The sequence below is a fragment of the Mesorhizobium ventifaucium genome (assembly GCF_935822925.1).
Taxonomy (GTDB): Bacteria; Pseudomonadota; Alphaproteobacteria; order Rhizobiales; family Rhizobiaceae; genus Mesorhizobium; species Mesorhizobium ventifaucium.
Map to the genome: position 1 here is coordinate 1 of NZ_CAKXZS010000036.1, position 19,644 is coordinate 19,644.

13 protein-coding genes and 2 pseudogenes are annotated in these 19,644 nt (G+C 59.2%); 6 read left to right on the forward strand and 9 right to left on the reverse strand.

The annotated features are described in order from the left end of the window. Positions 1–750: 750 nt before the first annotated feature. Positions 751–2,226, forward strand: a complete 1,476-nt coding sequence (locus NMG70_RS27225) for an NAD-dependent succinate-semialdehyde dehydrogenase (protein WP_254027377.1) — start codon at positions 751–753, stop codon at positions 2,224–2,226. A 666-nt stretch (positions 2,227–2,892) separates the two neighbouring features. On the opposite strand, the gene NMG70_RS27230 is transcribed toward NMG70_RS27225, so the two are convergent. The 5 genes and pseudogenes from NMG70_RS27230 to NMG70_RS27250 form a co-directional block, all read right to left on the reverse strand. Then, the gene (locus NMG70_RS27230; RefSeq protein ID WP_254027378.1) at positions 2,893–3,882 is read right to left on the reverse strand and encodes a S8/S53 family peptidase; all 990 of its coding nucleotides are present in this window, start codon (positions 3,880–3,882) and stop codon (positions 2,893–2,895) included. Positions 3,883–3,917: 35 nt separating this feature from the next. Beyond that, complete coding sequence (locus NMG70_RS27235) at positions 3,918–4,454, reverse strand: hypothetical protein (RefSeq protein ID WP_254027398.1); 537 nt, start codon at positions 4,452–4,454, stop codon at positions 3,918–3,920. A gap of 905 nt (positions 4,455–5,359) precedes the next feature. Beyond that, positions 5,360–5,662, reverse strand: a complete 303-nt coding sequence (locus NMG70_RS33375; protein ID WP_244602886.1) for a DUF2285 domain-containing protein — start codon at positions 5,660–5,662, stop codon at positions 5,360–5,362. A gap of 328 nt (positions 5,663–5,990) precedes the next feature. Beyond that, positions 5,991–6,281, reverse strand: a pseudogene (locus NMG70_RS27245) (transcriptional regulator domain-containing protein); the annotation flags it as partial. A gap of 299 nt (positions 6,282–6,580) precedes the next feature. Further along, positions 6,581–6,799: a hypothetical protein gene (locus NMG70_RS27250; RefSeq protein WP_254027379.1), complete on the reverse strand. Its 219-nt coding sequence runs from the start codon at positions 6,797–6,799 to the stop codon at positions 6,581–6,583. A gap of 711 nt (positions 6,800–7,510) precedes the next feature. On the opposite strand from NMG70_RS27250, the gene NMG70_RS27255 reads away from it, so the two are divergent. The 3 genes and pseudogenes from NMG70_RS27255 to NMG70_RS27265 all read left to right on the forward strand — a co-directional run bounded on the left by NMG70_RS27255 (position 7,511) and on the right by NMG70_RS27265 (position 13,391). Continuing rightward, positions 7,511–9,592, forward strand: coding sequence for a prolyl oligopeptidase family serine peptidase (locus tag NMG70_RS27255; RefSeq protein ID WP_254027380.1), 2,082 nt, complete (start codon positions 7,511–7,513; stop codon positions 9,590–9,592). Between the two features lie 199 nt (positions 9,593–9,791). Then, on the forward strand, positions 9,792–10,469 hold the full coding sequence (locus NMG70_RS27260) for an OmpW/AlkL family protein (protein WP_436798469.1): 678 nt from the start codon (positions 9,792–9,794) through the stop codon (positions 10,467–10,469). 609 nt (positions 10,470–11,078) lie between these two features. Then, positions 11,079–13,391, forward strand: a pseudogene (locus tag NMG70_RS27265) (S9 family peptidase). Between the two features lie 612 nt (positions 13,392–14,003). Here NMG70_RS27265 and NMG70_RS27270 read toward each other — a convergent pair. Further along, complete coding sequence (locus NMG70_RS27270) at positions 14,004–14,237, reverse strand: helix-turn-helix domain-containing protein (RefSeq protein ID WP_254027382.1); 234 nt, start codon at positions 14,235–14,237, stop codon at positions 14,004–14,006. A gap of 116 nt (positions 14,238–14,353) precedes the next feature. On the opposite strand from NMG70_RS27270, the gene NMG70_RS27275 reads away from it, so the two are divergent. Together NMG70_RS27275 and proB are read left to right on the forward strand one after the other, a co-directional pair. Beyond that, positions 14,354–14,638, forward strand: coding sequence for a DNA -binding domain-containing protein (locus NMG70_RS27275; RefSeq protein ID WP_254027383.1), 285 nt, complete (start codon positions 14,354–14,356; stop codon positions 14,636–14,638). Positions 14,639–15,282: 644 nt separating this feature from the next. Next, complete coding sequence (gene proB / locus NMG70_RS27280) at positions 15,283–16,116, forward strand: glutamate 5-kinase (RefSeq protein WP_254027384.1); 834 nt, start codon at positions 15,283–15,285, stop codon at positions 16,114–16,116. A 133-nt stretch (positions 16,117–16,249) separates the two neighbouring features. Here proB and NMG70_RS27285 read toward each other — a convergent pair whose 3' ends face one another. From NMG70_RS27285 to NMG70_RS27295, 3 genes are all read right to left on the reverse strand, one after another. Next, complete coding sequence (locus NMG70_RS27285) at positions 16,250–16,972, reverse strand: LuxR family transcriptional regulator (protein WP_436798470.1); 723 nt, start codon at positions 16,970–16,972, stop codon at positions 16,250–16,252. Positions 16,973–17,478: 506 nt separating this feature from the next. Further along, positions 17,479–18,534, reverse strand: coding sequence for a GlxA family transcriptional regulator (locus NMG70_RS27290; RefSeq protein ID WP_254027386.1), 1,056 nt, complete (start codon positions 18,532–18,534; stop codon positions 17,479–17,481). Continuing rightward, the gene (locus tag NMG70_RS27295) at positions 18,534–19,643 is read right to left on the reverse strand and encodes a mandelate racemase/muconate lactonizing enzyme family protein (RefSeq protein ID WP_254027387.1); all 1,110 of its coding nucleotides are present in this window, start codon (positions 19,641–19,643) and stop codon (positions 18,534–18,536) included. The genes NMG70_RS27290 and NMG70_RS27295 overlap by 1 nt, the downstream gene beginning before the upstream one ends. Between the last annotated feature and the right edge of the window lies 1 nt (position 19,644).

Consider the following 19,644-nt stretch of genomic DNA (forward strand, 5'->3'; position numbering starts at 1 on the left):
ATTCCGAGTTCTTCACGGACGACTGGCAAATAGAGGGTTGGTTCAAAAGCTTGGCGGTCAAAACTCTTAAGGACATGAAGCCAGCTTAGAGGCGTTACACCACTATCTGTAAATAAGCGGACAGCGCTCCACTGCTCGCAAGAGGACGCGGTTGAATCCGCTCCGGATGCCAATTTGTATGCTCTGCATTTGGCCACATGAAGCCTGGGTACTTGTGGCATTTTGAACTTCGGCTATGGCCGCGCCTGCCGAGCCAGGAAGAGCCCGCCAATGCTCGTCGGCCGCCGCTCGCGGCAAGCGAGAAGCCAGGAAGCCGCCTCCCCCTCCCTCCTTGTTTTGTGAGATTTGCACGGGAGAAAGTCCGGTGGCTATGTGCCTCTTTTCGGGCCCGCGGAGCTGTTTTGGCGGGCCTTGCGGTGCATTTGCCCGGTTCAGTCGGTCGATCCGCCGGATCGTAGCTCGCTTCCTTCTCATGCCAGCCTCCCTCTGGGTTGGTAAAGGACGCCGATCGCGATCCGCGCAGCCGCCAGCACGCGCTACCTGCGCATGGGAAGCGATGTCCATTGTTCAGTTTGCGCCTAGTGAGAGCCGCAGGCCATCGGCCAGAAGAGTTCAAAAATTCTCCCTTCGAGTTGAGTGGGATGGTCTACCAGCCGTCTGGCCGAGGCCCTATAAGGAACCGGCAGGTGCGGAGTACACACCGACGCCCTGCCGAGATACATTCCCGCCGAGTTTGAGAGGAATCCGGTATTGCCCCTGTGCCTGCCGATGATCCGCCACCTGAAATCCCCGGACCTGTTTGGCGCCCTCGATCGCCTGCCGGCGCTCGGCACGCCGGTTAGCGAGCGGACATTCGAGGTCCTCAACCCGTCGAGCGGCGAAGTGCTGGCAGTACTTCCCGACATGGGTGTGGAGGAGACACGCGCTGCGATCGACAAGGCCTACGTAGCGCAGCCTGGATGGGCGGGGCTGACCGCCCGAGAACGCAGTGACGTTCTGTGGCGATGGCATGAGCTGATCATTGACCACGCCGGTGATCTTGCAGCGATCCTCACTGCAGAGATGGGCAAGCCGTTTGCCGAAGCCAAGTCGGAGGTTTCGCATGCGGCCGCGTATCTGCAATGGTACGCCGAAGAAGCCAATCGCATCTATGGCGAGACGATCCCCGCACCATCGACAGACCGTCGGATGCTGGTGATCAAGCAGCCCATCGGTGTGGTCGGCACGATTACGCCGTGGAATTTCCCAGCGTCGATGGTGGCGCGCAAGATCTCGCCGGCCCTGGCGGCGGGCTGCGCGATCGTGCTCAAACCTGCTGAACAGACGCCGCTCGTGGCAGGCGCAATGTTCGCCCTCGCGCACCAAGCCGGCTTTCCCGACGGTGTCGTCAACCTGATCTATGCGTCCGAAGGTGCTGGCGTTGGACGCGAACTCTGCTCCAATCCCAAGGTCCGAAAGATCAGCTTTACAGGCTCGACCGAGGTTGGCCGGCTGCTGATGCGCCAGTGCTCGGACCAGATCAAGAAGGTCAGCCTCGAGCTCGGCGGCAATGCGCCTTTCATCGTCTTCGACGACGCTGACATCGACGCTGCGGTTGACGGCGCGATCCAGGCGAAGTTCCGCAACGCCGGCCAGACTTGCGTTTCAGCGAATCGTCTTTACGTCCAATCGAGCGTTCACGATGAGTTCGTCGAAAAATTCGTGGAGAAAGTCCGGCACGTATCGGTTGGCGACGGCTTCGCTCCGGGAGTCGACATCGGACCGCTCATCGACATTCATGCTCTGACCAAGATCGAGTCCCACATCGCAGATGCCGTTGCCAAAGGTGGCACAATTCGCTGCGGTGCCGAGCGTATCGGCAAGGATGGCACCTTCTTCAAACCCACAGTTCTCACTGATATCTCCAGCATCATGGCGGTAGCGCAAGAGGAGACTTTCGGGCCGCTGGCCCCGATCATTCGCTTCCACGATGCGGATCAGGTTGTGCGTGAGGCCAACGACACGATCTACGGCCTCGCCGCCTACTTCTATGCCTCGAACCTGAAGCGTGTCTGGCGCGTTGCCGAGGCATTGGAATACGGCATGGTTGGCATCAACACGGGGCGTATGTCTTCGGAAGCGGCGCCCTTTGGCGGGATGAAGCAGTCCGGCATCGGGCGGGAGGGTTCCCGCCATGGGCTCGAAAACTACCTCGAGATGAAATACCTCTGCATGGGCGGCATCTGAAGAACCTGCTTGCGGGGTTCGCAGATCGGGCACTCAAGCGATTTCCGAATATAGGCCCTCGACTGGGAGCCGACGGGGCTGCTCCGCAGCCCCTAGCAAGACGCAATAATCTTACAAGCGTGCAGCTCAATTCGAAGTAGAAGCGCAGCGCAACAACCTGACAGGCGCGCAACTTCGTCAATGGGAGAACTACGCCGAGTGTCGACGAACGGTGCCGGTCGAAATGGGAAGCGATCACACCGCCAGATCGGAAGGGGCGCTCGGCAGTTTCGGCGGTCGCATAATCGCCAAAATGAACCAGGTCGATCCCCCACGCTGGCCGACCTCGAGCGCATCGTCAATGGCTGGCGCAACAACGACATCGATGCCAGCGGCCCTAGCTGGACCGCCGCAGCATCCCGCATACGCATCACTTGCTGGCCCTTCAGGTGGAAAGGGTCATTGCGGCGGTGAGGAGGCTGAGGACAGGCTCTGCTTTCATCCACGAAGCGGGAAAGCGCTATTGGGCTTGTTTTCCGGCAACAGATCCTTCGGCAAAAATGCTGTGGCCGTTATTTACGATTGGATCGGCAGGAACCGCAAAGTTACTGCGGCGAATTCTGCGAGGCGATTTTTGTGGCTCTCAACGCCTCCACAGAATTTCAGCTGCTCGATCGAAGTGCTCGTCTACCTGATCGAAACGGGTGCTAGTGCCCTCGAAAGGCTGGGTTCGCCGCGGCCGTAAATCGCCGGATCGTAGTTGACCAGCGTGTCGGTTCTAGCTGTATCCAGCAGTTGATTAGTAATCTGTGTCGGTGTTGCGGACGTGAACTTGCTGCCAACGATGGCGGCATAGCCTGCAACCACAGGTGCCGCGACAGACGTCCCGGATAGCCCTATCTTGTCACTATCGACCCCCACCGTCAGGAAGTGGTTCTGCACCTCCGAATCTGAACCGGCGTAATTCGAATAGGAGGCGAGCTTTGCCTTGTTTTCGGGAGTGCCATTGTGCTCAAGCGCACCCACAAAGATTGTCGATTGCGTCCCAGTCAGCTCGAGAGCCAGGAAATCAATATTGCCTTCGGTCGGGGTACCTACCGCTACGGATTCGTTGCCGGCTCCCTTCGTGAAGACCGCAGCACCCGCCCGAGCCGCATCGACAATCGACTGCTCAAGCTGGTACCCGCTCACTGGTTCCTCAAGCGCATAGCTCAGATTGATGACATTGAGCCCGTCCTCCAGCGTAAGCGGTACGGGTTCCGAATAGTCAAGCTCAATTATCTTTGCGCCAGGCGCCACCATGCCGGCTGCTTGAGCGATCCACTGCCCATGTTGCCGCCATTGGGGGCCATGGCCGAGATCCCCTAACTCTTCCATTTCACCTGTGAAGTCGTCTACGACAGTCACCGATACCCCAGAACCGGTATAGCCCGATGCCCATGCTTCACCAATATCCGGGCTCATCCAGCAAAATGTTCCGTCGGCATTTTGTGGGCAGCCCGAGCTACTGCTTTCCGTGGTTAGCGTTCCGGCCCTCCCTTTACCGCTGACCCCCGCATGGAAATCACCAGCGAAACTGGGTGCCGCTAACAGGCACACTGCAAAACCGGCAAGGAAAGCTACCGGGGAGAATTGTGTTTTGTGCATAATAAACTTCCTGTCTGGATTGTTCTTCATCAACGAAATCAACCGTCCTATGCCTTTCACCATCCCTAGAATTTACCCCTGAACCGGAGATCGAGTTTCAATCGGCTTGGATTGATGTTTGCCATATGTTTCAACGTGTCCGCAGGCCGGAGTTGCGATGCCGCCAGACGGCAATTCACCGCCTGGAAGCCGCCGATGGCGCCGTAGTCAGCTGTGCAAGGTCGTTCCGTCAGGTTCCCGCCCAAAGTCGAACTGACGGTGAGAGAAAGCGTCGTGGACGGTGTCGGTCGCTTTTGCAGAATAAAGCCAAGTTTCACACTCGGGTCGATTCGGACCTTTTCGGCACGCTGGCCGGTGCTCGCGCCCCATAGGATACCGAAATCATCCGACAGGACGGTCAACATTTCAAATCGCATGTCGATCCAGCTGCTATGGTACCACTTGTCGAAAGACACTCGGGTGCCATCCGACAGCTCGTATCCGCCTTGTCCCAGATGGTTGGCGGCGTCGGTTAGCTCCGAACCCTGATAAATGCCGACAAGGCTGGTCTCCTGTCCGTTCGCAGTCATCGCGCTGACGAAGAGTGCCGACACGAACAGCACCAAACCCGCAGCCAACCGTATGCACATCTGCAACAGCCATTGTTGGAGGCGCCAGCAAATCATGTGCGATTGACACGCGTGCTGCAGTCCCTCGCCGCATCTTCAAACCCTCCGGAGGCCATAGCCGCAGACGCATGGCCGCCAGCGGGCAACGTGTTCATTCGCAAGAAATCAGTGATCTTCAATCGTTCAATTTGCCGAGACATCTCTTCGCTTTTCCCTTGCAGGCAGCTCCCGCCCCCTCTCAACGGGATGCAGCAAAATTCATGCCAATCTGGATGAAGGCGCCAGGGACTTAGCCAAAACGTCCAAGACGCCGGCCAAAAAGGCTGTTTCGTCAAAGCGACAAAGCCGAGACAATTGTCGGATGTCGCCGAACACGCTGAGCGTGACCACCCGCATGGGCACAGGAACGCTCCCTTCGCGCTCCGGCCAGGTGCCATCGGAGAGCCCTCGAAACGGCCTTCATATTCCATCGACGCAATCCTCTTCGGCCGCACATTGCCCCCCTAATCGAAGTTCTGAACGCGAGTACGTCTGAACACGGATGCCCGGCAGGAGACTGAGCTCGCTGCCGGGCCGGGTACGCCTTGGGAGGTGGCGTAAGTCAGCGCCTCTCGTGGTGCTGGGAGCCACTCAGTCCGCGCGTTTTGCTCACTAGCTTGCATGTACTGTGCCAAGGCAAAAAGCGTGTAAAACACCCGAGAGTCGGCTTCCTTTACGTTGCGTACCCGACATTGTCGGCTATCGGACAATACCGAACGTGCCTCTCGGCATCGGCCGACGCCTGAACCAGAGCGCACCCGCGAAGGCTGTTCGCTGCCATGTCGAGCGGCCCAATCGGTGGTGAGGGGTTTAGCTCCGAACTGTTCGCCGGCTGACGCATAGGGCGGACTGTCACTCTCTTAAAGAAGGAAATCTCTGTACCCTCCATTCATGAGGGCGCGGCCACGAGAGACGGCGCGGCGAATGCGGTCGCGCAGATGATCGCGAGGATCCCTCCAGTCGGCATGGACACGCCGTTGACCGATCAGCGCTTCGGCGAGTTCGCGATGTGACGCCCCAGCAAGTGAGCCGTCGAGCGCACGAAGAACGAAGGTTAGACGGGGACCGCGTCTTTCCGGCGGAAACAATCGGGCAGGCAGGTGTTGATTCAAACTTAGAGCATTGAGGCACTCGAGTGCCCTCAGGCGGGGCTTCGAAAGCATTGCTGGCCAGATTGCCTCGGTACGGAGGCAGACAGGGTGCAAGATATCGGCGCCAGAGACGGCGAGCTGGAGCGTATGCTCCACATTGCGAAGAAGAACATGCTGACCCTTGTCGGGCGACAGCAGGACCGTCGCACGACATGGCAATGCCGAGAGCTCGAACCGCGATGTCGCCGACGATGCAGACAGCTGTTCTGCAATGACCGGCAGCACATTGACGCACCAGAACGGAGACCAGAAAACGAACGAATTTCGACCATAGGACTCGGCGAAACAGAATACCCCAGCGTGACAGGTCGCCGGCCGACGCGACCACGTCGAGAAAGGGTCGGTAGGACAAAGTATCGGCCTGCTGGCTTGCAGCGGTCAAGTCACGCTGGAATGCTGGATTGCGGCGTAAGAACTCCCAAGCCCACTCCCGTGGCGTCAGACCAGTGGTGTAGTCGTATGATCTTTCATCCCGCCAATCAGCCTCACCCGCTCCAGTCACGATAACTGTAGGCACGACGGTGCCCCTCTGCCCGCCCCCAGGGACGTCGAAACACCGTGCCACTTGGCAAAGCACCGGCGCCGAGGGCACCAGAGGTCGATGGCGTCGTTTCGTCGAAGCGTGTGCCATTGGCACTGTCGAGGGCAGAAGACGCGCGCAAATTGCGACCAGGCCGTCGAACCCGCGCAGCGACAGCCAGCGCGGCCTGAGCACGCCAAGGGAGTCGGTTTGATAGCGGCGATCGGCTCCTGCATCCCGTTCGAGACGTTCCTTGAACGTGCAGTGGTGTGGCGCTGGATTGCACGCTCATTGTGGGCAAGTTGTCGTAGCGCCGGCGCTATAAGGTGAGTCATCGCAGGTCTCCTCGGGGGAATTTCCACCATTGGAGGCCAAGTTTCACGCTATGGCAGCCTGTATAGTTGTACAGGTTAAGCCGGCTGTTCAGTGGACCGCAAAAACGAACCGGCGAGGCGCGCAATCGCTTCTTTTGGCGGTGCTAACGCGGCGCTTTCTTTGCCGGCCGTTTCGAGATGGAGCGCGGCCGGGCTCGGCTTGCCCCTGCTGCAGCCGATTTCCCAGGCAGACTTGCCGCCGCACTGCCCTTGTTGCGGTATACCAATGCGCGTCAGCGAGACATCGTCGATCATTGGCTGCCTCGCCGAGAGCACGCCGAGCCGGAGCTTCCCTGTCTCCTGACCCTCGTAGCTTGCATATCGAACGACGGTTCGCCAGCAGCCGAAGTTGGCCTAGCGACCATTCCAATGTGTCCGTTGGAACGCAGCTTGCTGGCGCGATCGGCAGACTGCAAGAATGCAATCAAGGGGACGGTGCAGGCCAAGATTGCTTGCAGGGCCTGGACAACCATCAGGTCGGCCGAGCGGCGCCCCATCCCTTTCCTCGGATCTCCGATTTTACCGCTGGCGGTGTCCAGACTCACAGGCGCAGCCGGCTCGGTCACTCACGGCGTCCACACCTCATTGTATCTTGAATCCAGCTGCGTGAAGCGTTCCGGAGCGAAGATGTCGGAGTCAAGTCGTTGTGAGCTTCACTGCTTGAGTTCTGCACGGTGTCCGCGCCGGAGGTTGATCCGGTGATTACGCTGTGCGCTGTTGTCGGATTCTCGACGATGTCGGACATGTGACACAACGCTGCCAGGGCGATCGCATTGTTTGCAAACGATTTTCCCAGTTGGCACGACAGATGCAGTCCTATGCGCAAAAGCACTGCGACGCCGCACCGACTGAGAAGAAACCCGCCTGATGATTACGCTTTTCGAACATGCGGGCGCCGCCGCAAACACTGAGCGTTCCCGAGCAGACGGAAGCCATTGCGCGGTCATTCCTCTGGGTTGTCCGGACATGAGCGAATTCGATTTCCGGCCAACTGTGAATGCACCCGACGATGACCCCCACCTTTGGCTTGAAGATGTAGGAGGCGAACGGGCACTTGCGTGGACGGCCGGCCAGTCGGCAAAGACCCTGAAGCACTTCGGTGGAGCACAGTTCGAGCGCGACCGGGCGGCGCTGACAGCGATTTTCGACCGACCCGACAGGCTTCCCCTGGTCACGCGCCGCGGTCAGTACCTCTACAATTTCTGGCAAGATGCTGGCAATCCGCGCGGACTGTGGCGCCGGACCACGCTTGCCGTCTACATGAAGGCCGATCCCCGGTGGGAGCTACTGCTCGATCTGGATGCCCTCGCGGCCAGCGACGGAGAGGACTGGATCTGGAGTGGTGCGTCGATCGAGCCGGAGAGACGAGAAAGAGCCGTTCTGCGCCTGTCGCGCGGCGGCAGCGACGCGGTCGTTCATCGCGAATTCGACCTGAGCTCTCTGAGCTTTGTCGCCGACGGTTTCAATCTCCCCGAGGCCAAGGGCGACATTGATTGGCTCGATCCCAACACTCTTCTGCTTTCCAGTGCGCTTGGTGATGGTATGGCCACGCGCTGCGGCTACGCACGCACCGTGCGACTGTGGAAGCGTGGCGCAGATCCCCTCACCGCGCCGGTAATCTTCGAGACCGGTTCCGAAACCCTGGGTGTGTCTGGCCATCTGGACCGTACCGCCGAGAGCGAGCGCCTGTGGTTCGTCGAGCAGCTGGCCTGGCTCGAGAAGATAGTCCGCATTGGTGATAGAAGCGGGCCGAAGATTGAGATCGACCTTCCTCAGGGCGCCAGGTGGGATAACTTCGGCGATTGGCTGGCGATAAAGCCGCGCAAAGCATGGACGGTTGCCGGGACGACCTATTGCGCCGACGCGCTGATCGGCATCTCGCTTGCCTCTTTCCTGGCCGGCGAGCGTCGTTTTAGTACCCTGTTTGAACCAGCCGAGAGGCGCTGTCTGCAGTCATTCTTCTGGAATGAGGGGAAGCTCATTATCGGGTACCTGGCGAACCTCGCTCCGAGATTCGAGGTGTTCACCCCGGGCCCGCAGGAATGGACGCGCCGAGCCCTGGACACCCTACCCGCGCAAGGGGCTGTTCACCTCTGGTCCCTCGATGCGGAAGATCACGAGACCAATGGAGAGGTCCTGGTTTGCGCTCAGGATCCGATCACTCCGCCGCAGCTTTTCCTATTCGATCTCAATTCCGCGCCGCCTCTCAGCGCTTCAGTAATCCTGAAGCGCAGCCCGGAGACTTTCGACGCATCCGAACTGGTGGTCACGCGCCACGAGGCAGTCTCGGTCGATCATGAGATGATCCCCTATACGCAGGTTGGTCCGGCGAACGGGAACGGAGATGCCCCGGTTCACCTTTCCGCCTATGGCGGGTTCGGCATATCGCTCCTGCCCTACTACTACTCCTCGCTCGGCAAGCTGTGGCTCGAGCGCGGCGGCACGTGTGTGGTGGCGAACATCCGCGGGGGCGGCGAGTTCGGCACCCGCTGGCACGATGCCGGGCGGAGGGAGGGCAAGCGTCTCGCCCATAACGATTTCGCCGCCGTTGCCGCCGACCTCGTGCGAAGGGGCATTACGCTGCCGAGGCGGATTGCCGCAGAGGGGGGCTCAAATGGCGGTCTACTGATCGCTAACATGCTTACCCGCTATCCTGAGCATTTCGGCGCGCTGTTCTGCACCGTTCCGCTTGTCGACATGCGCCGCTACACCAAGCTACTGGCGGGCGCGAGTTGGATCGACGAATATGGCGATCCCGACAAGGCTGACGATTGGGCTTTCCTGAGGGAAATCTCCGCCTACCACGCCGCGTCGCCGGGACAGCCCTACCCGCCTATCCTGCTCGCCACCATGAGACGCGACGACCGCGTCCACCCGGGCCATGCGCGTAAGATGGCCGCAAAACTGCAAGCTCTTGGCTATCCCGCTTACTTCTACGAGCCCAGCGCCGGCGGGCACAGCTACGCCAAGGACAATCGCGAGCAAGCCGCATTCATCAGTCTTGGCACCAATTTTCTTCGCAGCGCGATCGGCTGGCACGCCTGTTGATAAAATCGGGAGCCCGAAAGAGCAAACTTCGAATAAGTGAGTACAGGTCGATGACTGCGAGAACGGTGAAAATAATCCGTGCGCGGTTCACGAAAATGTGCGCCAGAGCTCTGTCGAGCTCAATCAATACTGCAGGACTATTTACAGTGAATCCTATCATTTCTGAAGAGCAAGGAGAAATATCATGGCAACAAAGCGAATGAACTGGGCGCGGGGAGTAACAGCGGCCGTCGTCCTGGTGCTGGTAGGGCAGCAGGCGGCCGCGGCAGACCTTGCAGAACCGTGCGACCCGGATCAGGGTGTCTTGTTCACGGAATGGCCAAGCCCCTGGCAGATCCGCCTGCGCGCGTTGGGGGTCATTACTGAGGATTCGGGCTACGTTAACGCGGTGCCCGGCTCCAGTCTTTCGTATTCCAACAGCGTGACGCCGGAACTCGATATTTCGTATTTCTTCACGGACAATGTCGCAGCCGAGCTTATCCTCGGCACCACCTATGCCAACATCACAGGCCAAGGCTCGATCGGCGCGCTGGGGAACATCGGCAAGGTTTGGCTGCTGCCGCCCACGCTGACATTGCAGTACCACTTTACCGATTTCGGCGCCTTCAAGCCCTATGTCGGCGCTGGCGTGAACTATACGATCTTCTATCATCAGGAAGCCGGCAGCGCCGATGATCTCAAGGTCAAGAACACGTTCGGCACCGCGCTGCAGGTCGGGTTCGACTACATGGTCGACCAGCACTGGGGCGTCAACTTCGACGTGAAGAAGCTTTTCCTGAAGCCAGACTTCGACGTCACCGTGGCCGGCAACAAGCAGACGGGGAAGGCGGAGCTCGATCCCTGGCTGATTGGCGCAGGCGTCACGTACCATTTCTGACACCGGCGAAGTCGGCTTACGCACAGCCGAGTCGAAATGAAGGGCGCCTCGTGCGCCCTTTGCCGTGGGCCCGACGGTCCACTTTTGTCAACCCGACATACACCCAAGGTCAATGTGACTTGGGGTTGTCCGAGCTGTCGGATATGCGACGTTAATGTCGTTCACCCGACACAGCCAGTCAGATCGATTGCCGTGATCTAAAAGGATTTTCCTTTGGCGCGCATATTGCATCGTTCATCCGGACACGGATCAACGGACTGACGACAGCCACGCAGAGAATGTCCATAGCCAACGCTTTGTGCCGGGCCCATTACGGCCCTTCCAGGTGCAGAAAAAGGAAGGGAGTGTGATTGCAAGCGTCATCGGGCTTTGAATTTTCCATCATTGTGGACATGGAAAATACCCTGCTGGCTCGGCTGCCAACTCTTCAGTCTGGCTCACCCGGCCAGTTCCTGGATATCCGCGTAGGGCGCACGGGTCATTGTGACTGCCGTCTCGGCTGCAGCCGCGTGCTGACCCCTTCGAGCAACGCTCAGCGCTGCTGCACACCGGCGATGAAAAGCCGGATCCAACAATGCGTCTTCCGAAAACCGAAAGAGGTGAACAGATATGTTCAAGATCGGCCCTTTGGCGCTCGCGGTATTTATTCAAGGGGCATCGGGATCGGCAACCGCTCGAGCGCTGGCCAACGGTTCGAACGGTGCACATCCACCGCTAGCGCTGAGCGATTTGGAGCGGGCACTGTGATCAACGATCGCTATCGCGGGCTCACCGTGAATGTCCCCGAGGGGCCGTTCTGGCTGAATGGAGCCAACGCGTTCGCATAGCGCCGGACTACCCATGGCGAGCAGCAGTTCATGCGGGTCGATGCTGCCACGGGTTTGAAACGGGCCGCCTTCGATCAGGCCCGTCTGGCGGCGGCGCTAAATGAAGCGAGCCATAAGAGCTATCAGGCCGGCGATCTTCCCTTCGAGCGTTTCGAACTGACCGAGAATGGTCGCAGGCTCGACTTCCTGATTGAGCAGGTCCGGTGGAGCTGCAACGTTGCAAGCTATGCCTGCACCAGCACGAAATTGGATGTAGACGCCCCGTACTTTCAGCTCAGCCACCACTACACGCCACCGGCTGAGAATAACCCCGACCAGAGGAGCGTCTCGCCCGACGGGAAGTGGATCGTCCATATAAAGAACTACAATGTTTTCCTGCGCAGCAATGACGGATTGCAGGATGTTGCGCTGAGCCGGGATGGATCCGAGGGCAATTACTACGTCTTTTCGACGCTGAGCTGGTCGCCGGACTCGCGCCACCTCGCGGCTTACCGTGTTCGCCCCGGCTTCAAGCGGGAGCTCCACTACCTCGATTCGTCGACGGACCAGTTGCAGCGCGAATATTCGACAATGGTCTATCCCAAGCCGGGCGATGTCCTTCCGCTGCCCCAGCCGGTCCTGTTCGACATTGCCGGCCGCCGCCAGATCGTGATCGACAACGCCCTGTTCTCCAACCCCTTCGAACTTTCCGCTCTCCAATGGTGGGCGGACGGTCGCGGCTTTACTTTCGAATATAACCAGCGCGGCCATCAGCTCTATCGGCTGGTCGACGTAGACGCCGCCACGGGCCGCGCACGCTCGCTGATCGAAGAGACCAGCACGACCTTCGTTGATTACCAGCCGCTGGTGATGAACCAGCACCGTACCGGGAAAATCTTTCGTTACGATGTCGACGACGGGAAGGAGATCATCTGGGCGTCCGAGCGCAATGGGCATGAGCACCTGTATCTGTTCGACGGCCAGACGGGCGCGCTCAAGAACCAGATCACCTTCGGTGAGTGGGTGGTCCGGGCGGTCAACCATGTCGATCCGGTCAAGCGCCAGATCTGGTTCGAGGCGAGCGGGAGGAACCCGGGGGAGGACCCCTATTTCGTCCATGCGTACCGCATCGGCTTCGACGGTGAGGGGCTGACTGAGCTCACGCCCGAGCCGGCCAACCACCATGTCGAGTTCTCTCCCGACGGCCGCTATTATGTCGATATCTGGTCACGCATCGATCTGCCGCCCCGCATGACGCTCTACCGCGCCATCGATAATGCCAAGCTCATGCAGGTGGAGACCGCCGACATGTCCGAGCTCGTCGCCGCCGGCTGGCAGCCTCCACTCAGCTTCCACGCCAAGGGGCGCGACGGCAAGACTGACATCTGGGGCGTGATTCACCTGCCCGCCAATTTCGATCCGAAGAAGAAGTACCCGGTGGTGGAGAAATATCTATGCCGGGCCCCAGGGCTCCTTCGTCCCAAAATCCTTCTCAAGGCGGACAGAGCCGCTCACGCAACTGGGCTTCGTCGTTGTGCAGATCGATGGCATGGGTACCAACAACCGCTCGCGCGCCTTTCATGACGTTGCCTGGAAAAATCTGAAGGACGCAGGCTTTCCCGATCGCATCCTATGGCACAAGGCGGCCGCCGCGAGGTATCCGTGGTACGATATCTCCAATGTCGGCATTTTCGGCGGGTCCGCAGGCGGCCAGAGCGCGGTGGGCGCGCTGCTCTTCCATCCCGAATTCTATAAGGTCGCGGTCGCCAACAGCGGCTGCTCCGACAACCGGATAGACAAGATCTGGTGGAACGAACAGTGGATGGGGTGGCCAGTCGGCATTGAATATTCCCAATCCTCCGCCATCGACAATGCTTACAGGCTGCGGGGCAAGCTGATGATCGTCGTCGGCGAAATGGACCACAATGTCGACCCGTCCTCCTCGCTCCAGCTTGCCGACCGACTCATCAAGGCGGGAAAAGATTTCGACATGGTCTATGTGCCTGGTGCCGATCACGGCGTGCCAGGCATCTATACTGAGCGCAAACTCCTGGACTTCTTCGTTCGCAACATTCTCGGTCAGACCCCACCCGACTGGGACACTAAACGAACATAGCTGCAAAAGAGCAAATCGTCACGATGATGCTTCGGCAGCTTCTGCCTATAGCAATCCTCGCGCCCGTTTTGTTGGCTGTGATCGAGGCGGCGAGCGAGCGGAGAACCGCTCGGACGAGGGCCTGCGCCGATTCCTGCGCAACGGGCCTTAGCAAGACGGAAACGGGAACGATTCCGACGCTCGACGGCCGCAAAGCGGGAATTGAGGACATGGGCGCCCCCCCGCCTCTGCCTGCCTCTTCGATGACAGCACGCTTCTATCTTGCATGCTTCGTTTTGCCTCCGCTCGCCAATCGCGGCTTTCCCCGGAAGCGGGACGAGCGGGGGTGGGCGGCGAGTTGCGACCGGAAGGGTCGCCGTCCAGGCGGACGGCATCCGAAGGACCGGAACGAAGAGAAGGACCCGAAGCGAGAGCGAAGGGTTGCGGGATGACGCGGCGGCCCTAGAAGGGAGTGCCGCCTACCCTGCTCCGCCGGGGGCCCAAAAAGAAGAGCTGCGCCCGCCCTTGCCCGCGCCAGGGCGGGAGCGGAATGGCTGAGACGCCTGAGATTGCCGAAGAAAACCGGGGCTGGTCCGCCCGGCAACCGTGGCTCCGGGAGGCGCACTGGCCCAGCTACGTTCGCAGGCTCAACAGAATCTCGCACGGGTCAGCGTCAAGCACTGCAGTTACGTCGAGAAACTCAATGACATCGAGACGCCGCTCTCCACCCTCATACTTGGCCACGAAAGATTGCGGCCGACCAAGTTTTTCAGCTACCTGCGTCTGGGTCAGGCCTCTGGCCTTTCGCAGCGATATCAGCTGGTCCAGAAACCGCTGGTGGCGGGGGGATCGAAGAGATTTTGGCATGTAGGCGAACCGGTCAGGTAAAGACCGGCTCAGCCACTAATCCCGGTTCCGGATTATCCCATTTTGGGATATTCTGTCTTGAATCCAGTGATCAACATGCGAGGTTCGCGGCAGACATGAATCGATCAACGGGAACAGACGGGGCTCAAGGCTTAACACTGCGGGACGAGGTCCCCTGGTCGGAGAGCCTCACGAGCTATGACCGGGAGCATTTCAAGATCTATCTGAGAATCCTCGACGCCTGCGCCGACAATGCCAGCATAGAGGAGATGGCAGATCTCATTCTCGGCATCGACCCGGCCCTTGAACCGGTACGCGCCCGCAACGCTGTTCGCAGCCATATCGACCGGGCGAACTGGATGGTGACGACCGGCTACAAGGAACTGTTCACCGCTGAATGATGGAGCTGTCCGCTTCGTCACGCCTCCGACGAACGGGATCGAGATCACGGCTAAGCTAGTCGGCTGACTGATGATGAATGCTAGAGCACGCGTTCGGCCTGGTTGCTCCTCTTCTTCACGCATACCATGCCGCAAACCTGATTGAGCCGGGGACGAGACGCAAATCCACTTGGTCCGCCCGTTGGCAACCCAACTTCAGAAGAAGTTTGCTGGAGTGAAGCTGCGCCGGTGAATTCGACGATTTTTCTGCTTTATGGCCGGCCTGCATGGGGTTGGAGACCATCGATCCGCCGCAAATGGCGAAAGCACCCGCCTCAGCGCCATGCTTGCCGGTCGCATCGAGAACGTCCTCGTCCGTCCTGCTTTAGCTGCGGCCAACCCCTTGAGTGCGGAGCGAATCATGCGCCCGTCCGTCAGGAACCGTGAACTGCCGCTACAACAAGTTTACACAATCTTCATGACCGCCAATCGCCAGGGGTGGTAGGTTCCTCATCAAATTTAGGGCGTGGCCGCAACTCCGAGCTAGATCCGTGAAAAGAAGCTGACGCCGGTTGTCTTCGTGACGCCACACAGCTCACTCGCTGGTGTATCGCCAAAAAGAGAGTGGAAAAATCATGTCTTCACTGTCACTACAGCGACACCCAATGGCAGCAACGACAAGAGCGGTCCAATTGCTTTCGGCTCATCGGCTGGTGGTCAAGATTGGCTCAGCACTGCTTGTCGATGAAGAAACCGGCAAAATACGCAGTGCTTGGCTTGAAACGTTGATAGCGGATATCGTCCGGCTTTTTGAACGAGGGCAGCAGGTGATCATCGTCACATCCGGTGCTGTCGCGCTTGGATCTGGTCAATTCGACGGTTTGGGCAGACCGCTGCGAATTGAGGAGAAGCAAACGGCGGCCGCGATCGGTCAGGTTCGACTTATGCTTGCCTACGAACAGAGTCTAAAGCGCCACGGTTTCGCCGTGGGACAAATGTTATTGACAAGCGAAGATTTACAGAACCAGCATCGTCGCCTCAATTCATGGTCGACGCTTCAACAACTTCTCAAAATTGGCGCCGTACCCATCATCAACGAGAACGACACGATCGCAACGACCGAGATCTGCTTCGGCGACAATGACCAGCTGGCGGCACGGGTCGCGCTAATGGTGAACGCCGACGTTCTCATTCTACTTTCTAACGTAGATGGCCTGTTCACGGAAGACCCACATGACAATCCGTTGGCTCGTCTGGTTACAGAGGTGCGATGCATTACCCCCGAGATAGAGGCCATGGCGGGCCATTCCCACGCCCGCCATAGTTCGGGTGGCATGGTGACAAAGTTGATGGCAGCAAGGATAGCCATGGATGCGGGATGCGGCATGCTCATTGCGAGAGGAAACGAAGCTTACCCGCTCGCCGCCATCGAGAACGGTGCGCCATCAACGTCGTTCGTTCCGCTCGCCAAAGACAGGGCTACACGCGAGGAACATTGATGCGGGCAGGCTTGCAATCCGCCGGATGCAATAAGTAGCGTCATGAGAGCCGGCAGGAATGACCCCTGCGCTAAGAGGCGAGTGCACCGACCGAAACAGCCTGTGCCCAGGGCACTCAAGGCAAGTCGGTTTTTTAGAGAATCGAAGATCGTGAGGAGGCCAGCAGCGCTATCGCCTGGTCTTTTGTGCGTACGCCGAGCTTGTTCCTGGCATTATCCAGATGGAAAGCGACAGTGCGCGACCTAATGCCCAGGATGCAGGCTGTGTCCGAGGCGGACTTGCCGCGCGCCGCCCACTGCAGGCACTCATATTCACGTGGTGTCAGCAAAATGCCGTCCACCATTCGACTGCCCGAGAGTTTGCGGCGAACATGAACGTGAAAGCACGTTGCCATGAATTGGAGCGCCTGCTCATGCCGCTCGGCAACGCGCAGCAAACCGGACGGCTCACGCGCGGCAAAGGTCATCGCTGCAGCACGTCCCCTGCGATCAACAATGGGGATCGTCCATCCACAGCAGATGCCGAACTCTGCCGCTTCAACAAACAGCCTTTGCTGAACTTGCGATATTTCAACGCCACGAAGATCCGATCCCCATCGGAAGGGGCAATCGGCAAGTCGCGCACGCATGATGACGGGATCGACTCTCTGATACTCGTTTCGCAGATAGTGCGCTGTCCAGGGAGGCGGATAATTCGAGATCAGCCTAGGCTCGCCGGAAGGTTGCAATGGCAGGGATAAATAGGCAAACGTCAGTAGATCAAGTCCCGATGCCGCGCTGGCCAGGGCTTCACGGAAATCCGTTTCGTCGACACTCTCCGACAGCCTTTCCAGGAATGTCTCGAAGACAAGCGGCATGCCCTTTGTCATTGTCATCTACCTGTCTAATGCGCACCACACCTGACTGGAGAACCATAAGCTGCGGCATGACCGAGGCTGGATCCGGCATTGGCCGGCTGACCGTCCGTGCAAAATGGCGCGACGCCGGGCGATATTCGTGCCGGTGACCGCCAACCGCACCTACGCTACGTTCCTCAAACGGCCATCCCCGAGATGCTGCAGCATCTTTGCAACGCAGCAGTTCAATCAGAGAATCCTCTCGCGATGAAAATGACATCATCGCCGCCCCTGCATCATTCAATGGTGAGAAGTCATGCTGCGCCATCATGGTCGGTGCCGTCGAACGGCGTGATCAATCCAAAGGTCCCGCCAACGTCGGTCGGTACGGGAAGAGGACAGTGGCATGCGCTAATCCTCGCCGCTTTCCGCTGTGATCCGGAACGTGTCTGTTGGTGGGCAGATCGGCTCCAGAAATTGGCATGGGTGGAGGTGCCGCTGTTCTCCCTTGCTCCAACACCAATCCATCATCTCAGGCCGGGCCCAACCCAGGCCGGCACCATCGCTCGACACTGCTGCGGCGACATTCCATGGAAGGCTCTGAAGCACCTTGCGAAGTGCGAAGCAGACATGAACCCGGACGCCATGGCAATGTCGATGAAGGGCATCCTTGTGCCTTCTATCAGGCGCTTCGCATGGTCTACGCGGATTCGAAGATAGTGACGCACCGGCGGAAGCCCTATATGGGAAGCGAACAGGCGTTCCAGCTGGCGCCGTGACACTCCGGCCCGTCGGGCGACCTCGTCCATTGCCAGTGGGAACTCCACGTTTTCTTCCATGATCCGCATTGCCATCAGGAGTTTGTCGCTCACACCGGCAAAAGCCAGACCCGACGGCCCGGTCTGGCGGTTTGATCCTGAGCGCTGGCCTTCGACAATTGCGTGGCGGCAGACCTCCTGTGCAATATACCCGCCTGCATGGCTGCCGATCAGGTCGACGGCCAGGTCGAAGGCTGCCAGTTCTCCTGCACAGGTTGAATACTGGCCGTCTTTCACAAACAGGGAATCGCTTATGCGGGGTTGGTTGAACACCTCGGCGAAAGCAGCAAGCCGCGACCAGTGGATCGTGCAGCGTGTGCCTGCCAGAAGGCCCGTCCGCGCAAGCAGCCATGTCGCTGTCCCGACCGCAGATATCGGAACCCCACGACGAGCCATCGTTCTCAGAAACCCGTTGAGCTCAGCCGTCAGTTGCCGTTCTACCGGCTCGCCGGTCATTATAGCGAGCTGGTTCGGTCTACGATCGTTCGAGGACAAAACCAGTTCATCAATAGGGACATCAACAGCAACCGAAAGGCCATTGGCACCCTCGACTGGCCGAGCGTCAAGCCCGGCGATTCGCCACCGGAACAGCGGCAGTCTTGACACCATATTGGCGATGCTGAAGGGCTCAATATAGGCGTGAAGCGCCAAGTGCGAGAACCCCGGTAAAACAAGAACGACCAAGTCAAATGGTCGATCGGCCTCCGCCGAAATTTTCGGCGTGACCAACGACGTCATTGCGCTGATGTTGGCGGGTGCGTTCACTAGGATCCGTACGTGGCTACCGGCTCACCGAACATGCCGGGTTCCGGTTTGATACCGATGCCTGGCAGCTGCGGTACGGCAATGTGACCGTTTTCGATGAGGATCGGATTCTTCGCGTCGAAATGCCCTTCGATATATTCCTGCGCGATCCAGGCGCCCTCAAGACGGCGCGGCTCCACAGTGGAAGCTAAGTGCACGCAGGCCGCCGCTATTATGTCGCCGCCCCAGGCGTCGTCGCAACTGTGTGGTAACGAGCGGATGGCGCAAAGGTCGCGCACGGTCGTCATTTTCGTGAGGCCGCCCAAGCGCGTGACCTTGAAGCCGAAACCATCCGCGATGCCTAAGGAGATCGCCCGGAGCACTGCATTCTGATCTTCGGTGTTCTCATCCAGATAGATCGGATGCGTCACCCTGCCCTTCAGCGTGGCAACTTCATCTATGGTGTTGCAAGGCTGCTCGAAAACAAAGGGGATTGCCTGGCAAAGCCGGTCGAGTAGAATCGCGGCAGCGATGGTGAGGCCCCTATTGCCATCCACTGCGATACGCGCTTTGTAGCCGACCGCCTCCCAAACCTTGTGAACCGTAGCCACATCCTCTTCGAGATTTCGCCCCGAGATTTTGACCTGCAGGCGTGGATAACCCGCCTTCACCTTGTCGGCGGCAATCCTGGCCGTTTCTTCAGGCGGGCCAACAATCAGCGAATAGTAGGCCGGAACACGGTCGGCTAGCGCGCCACCCAGCAGTGTCGAGACCGGCACTCCCAGCCGCTGGCCGAGGAGGTCAAGGAACGCTATGTCGAACGCTGCCTTGGCATATCCGTGCCCGTTCAACCGCTCGTCCATGCGTTTGGCGAGAAGCCTGATCGAAGCAATCTCAGAACCAATGAGGCCGGGTGCGATTTCGGCAATCGCCGCGCGTGCGCCGAGTGCATGATGCGGCTGATAAACCGGCCCAATGGGGCAGGTTTCGCCCCAGCCAGTCAACCCGTCATTGGTCACGACCTGGACAAGGGTGCTGTCAAGCGCGCCGACGTCGTCGCTTGCCATTCGATAGGTGCCCCCTTTGACAGGCAGCTGGATCGTATAGACGTTGATCCGGTCAATTCGCATG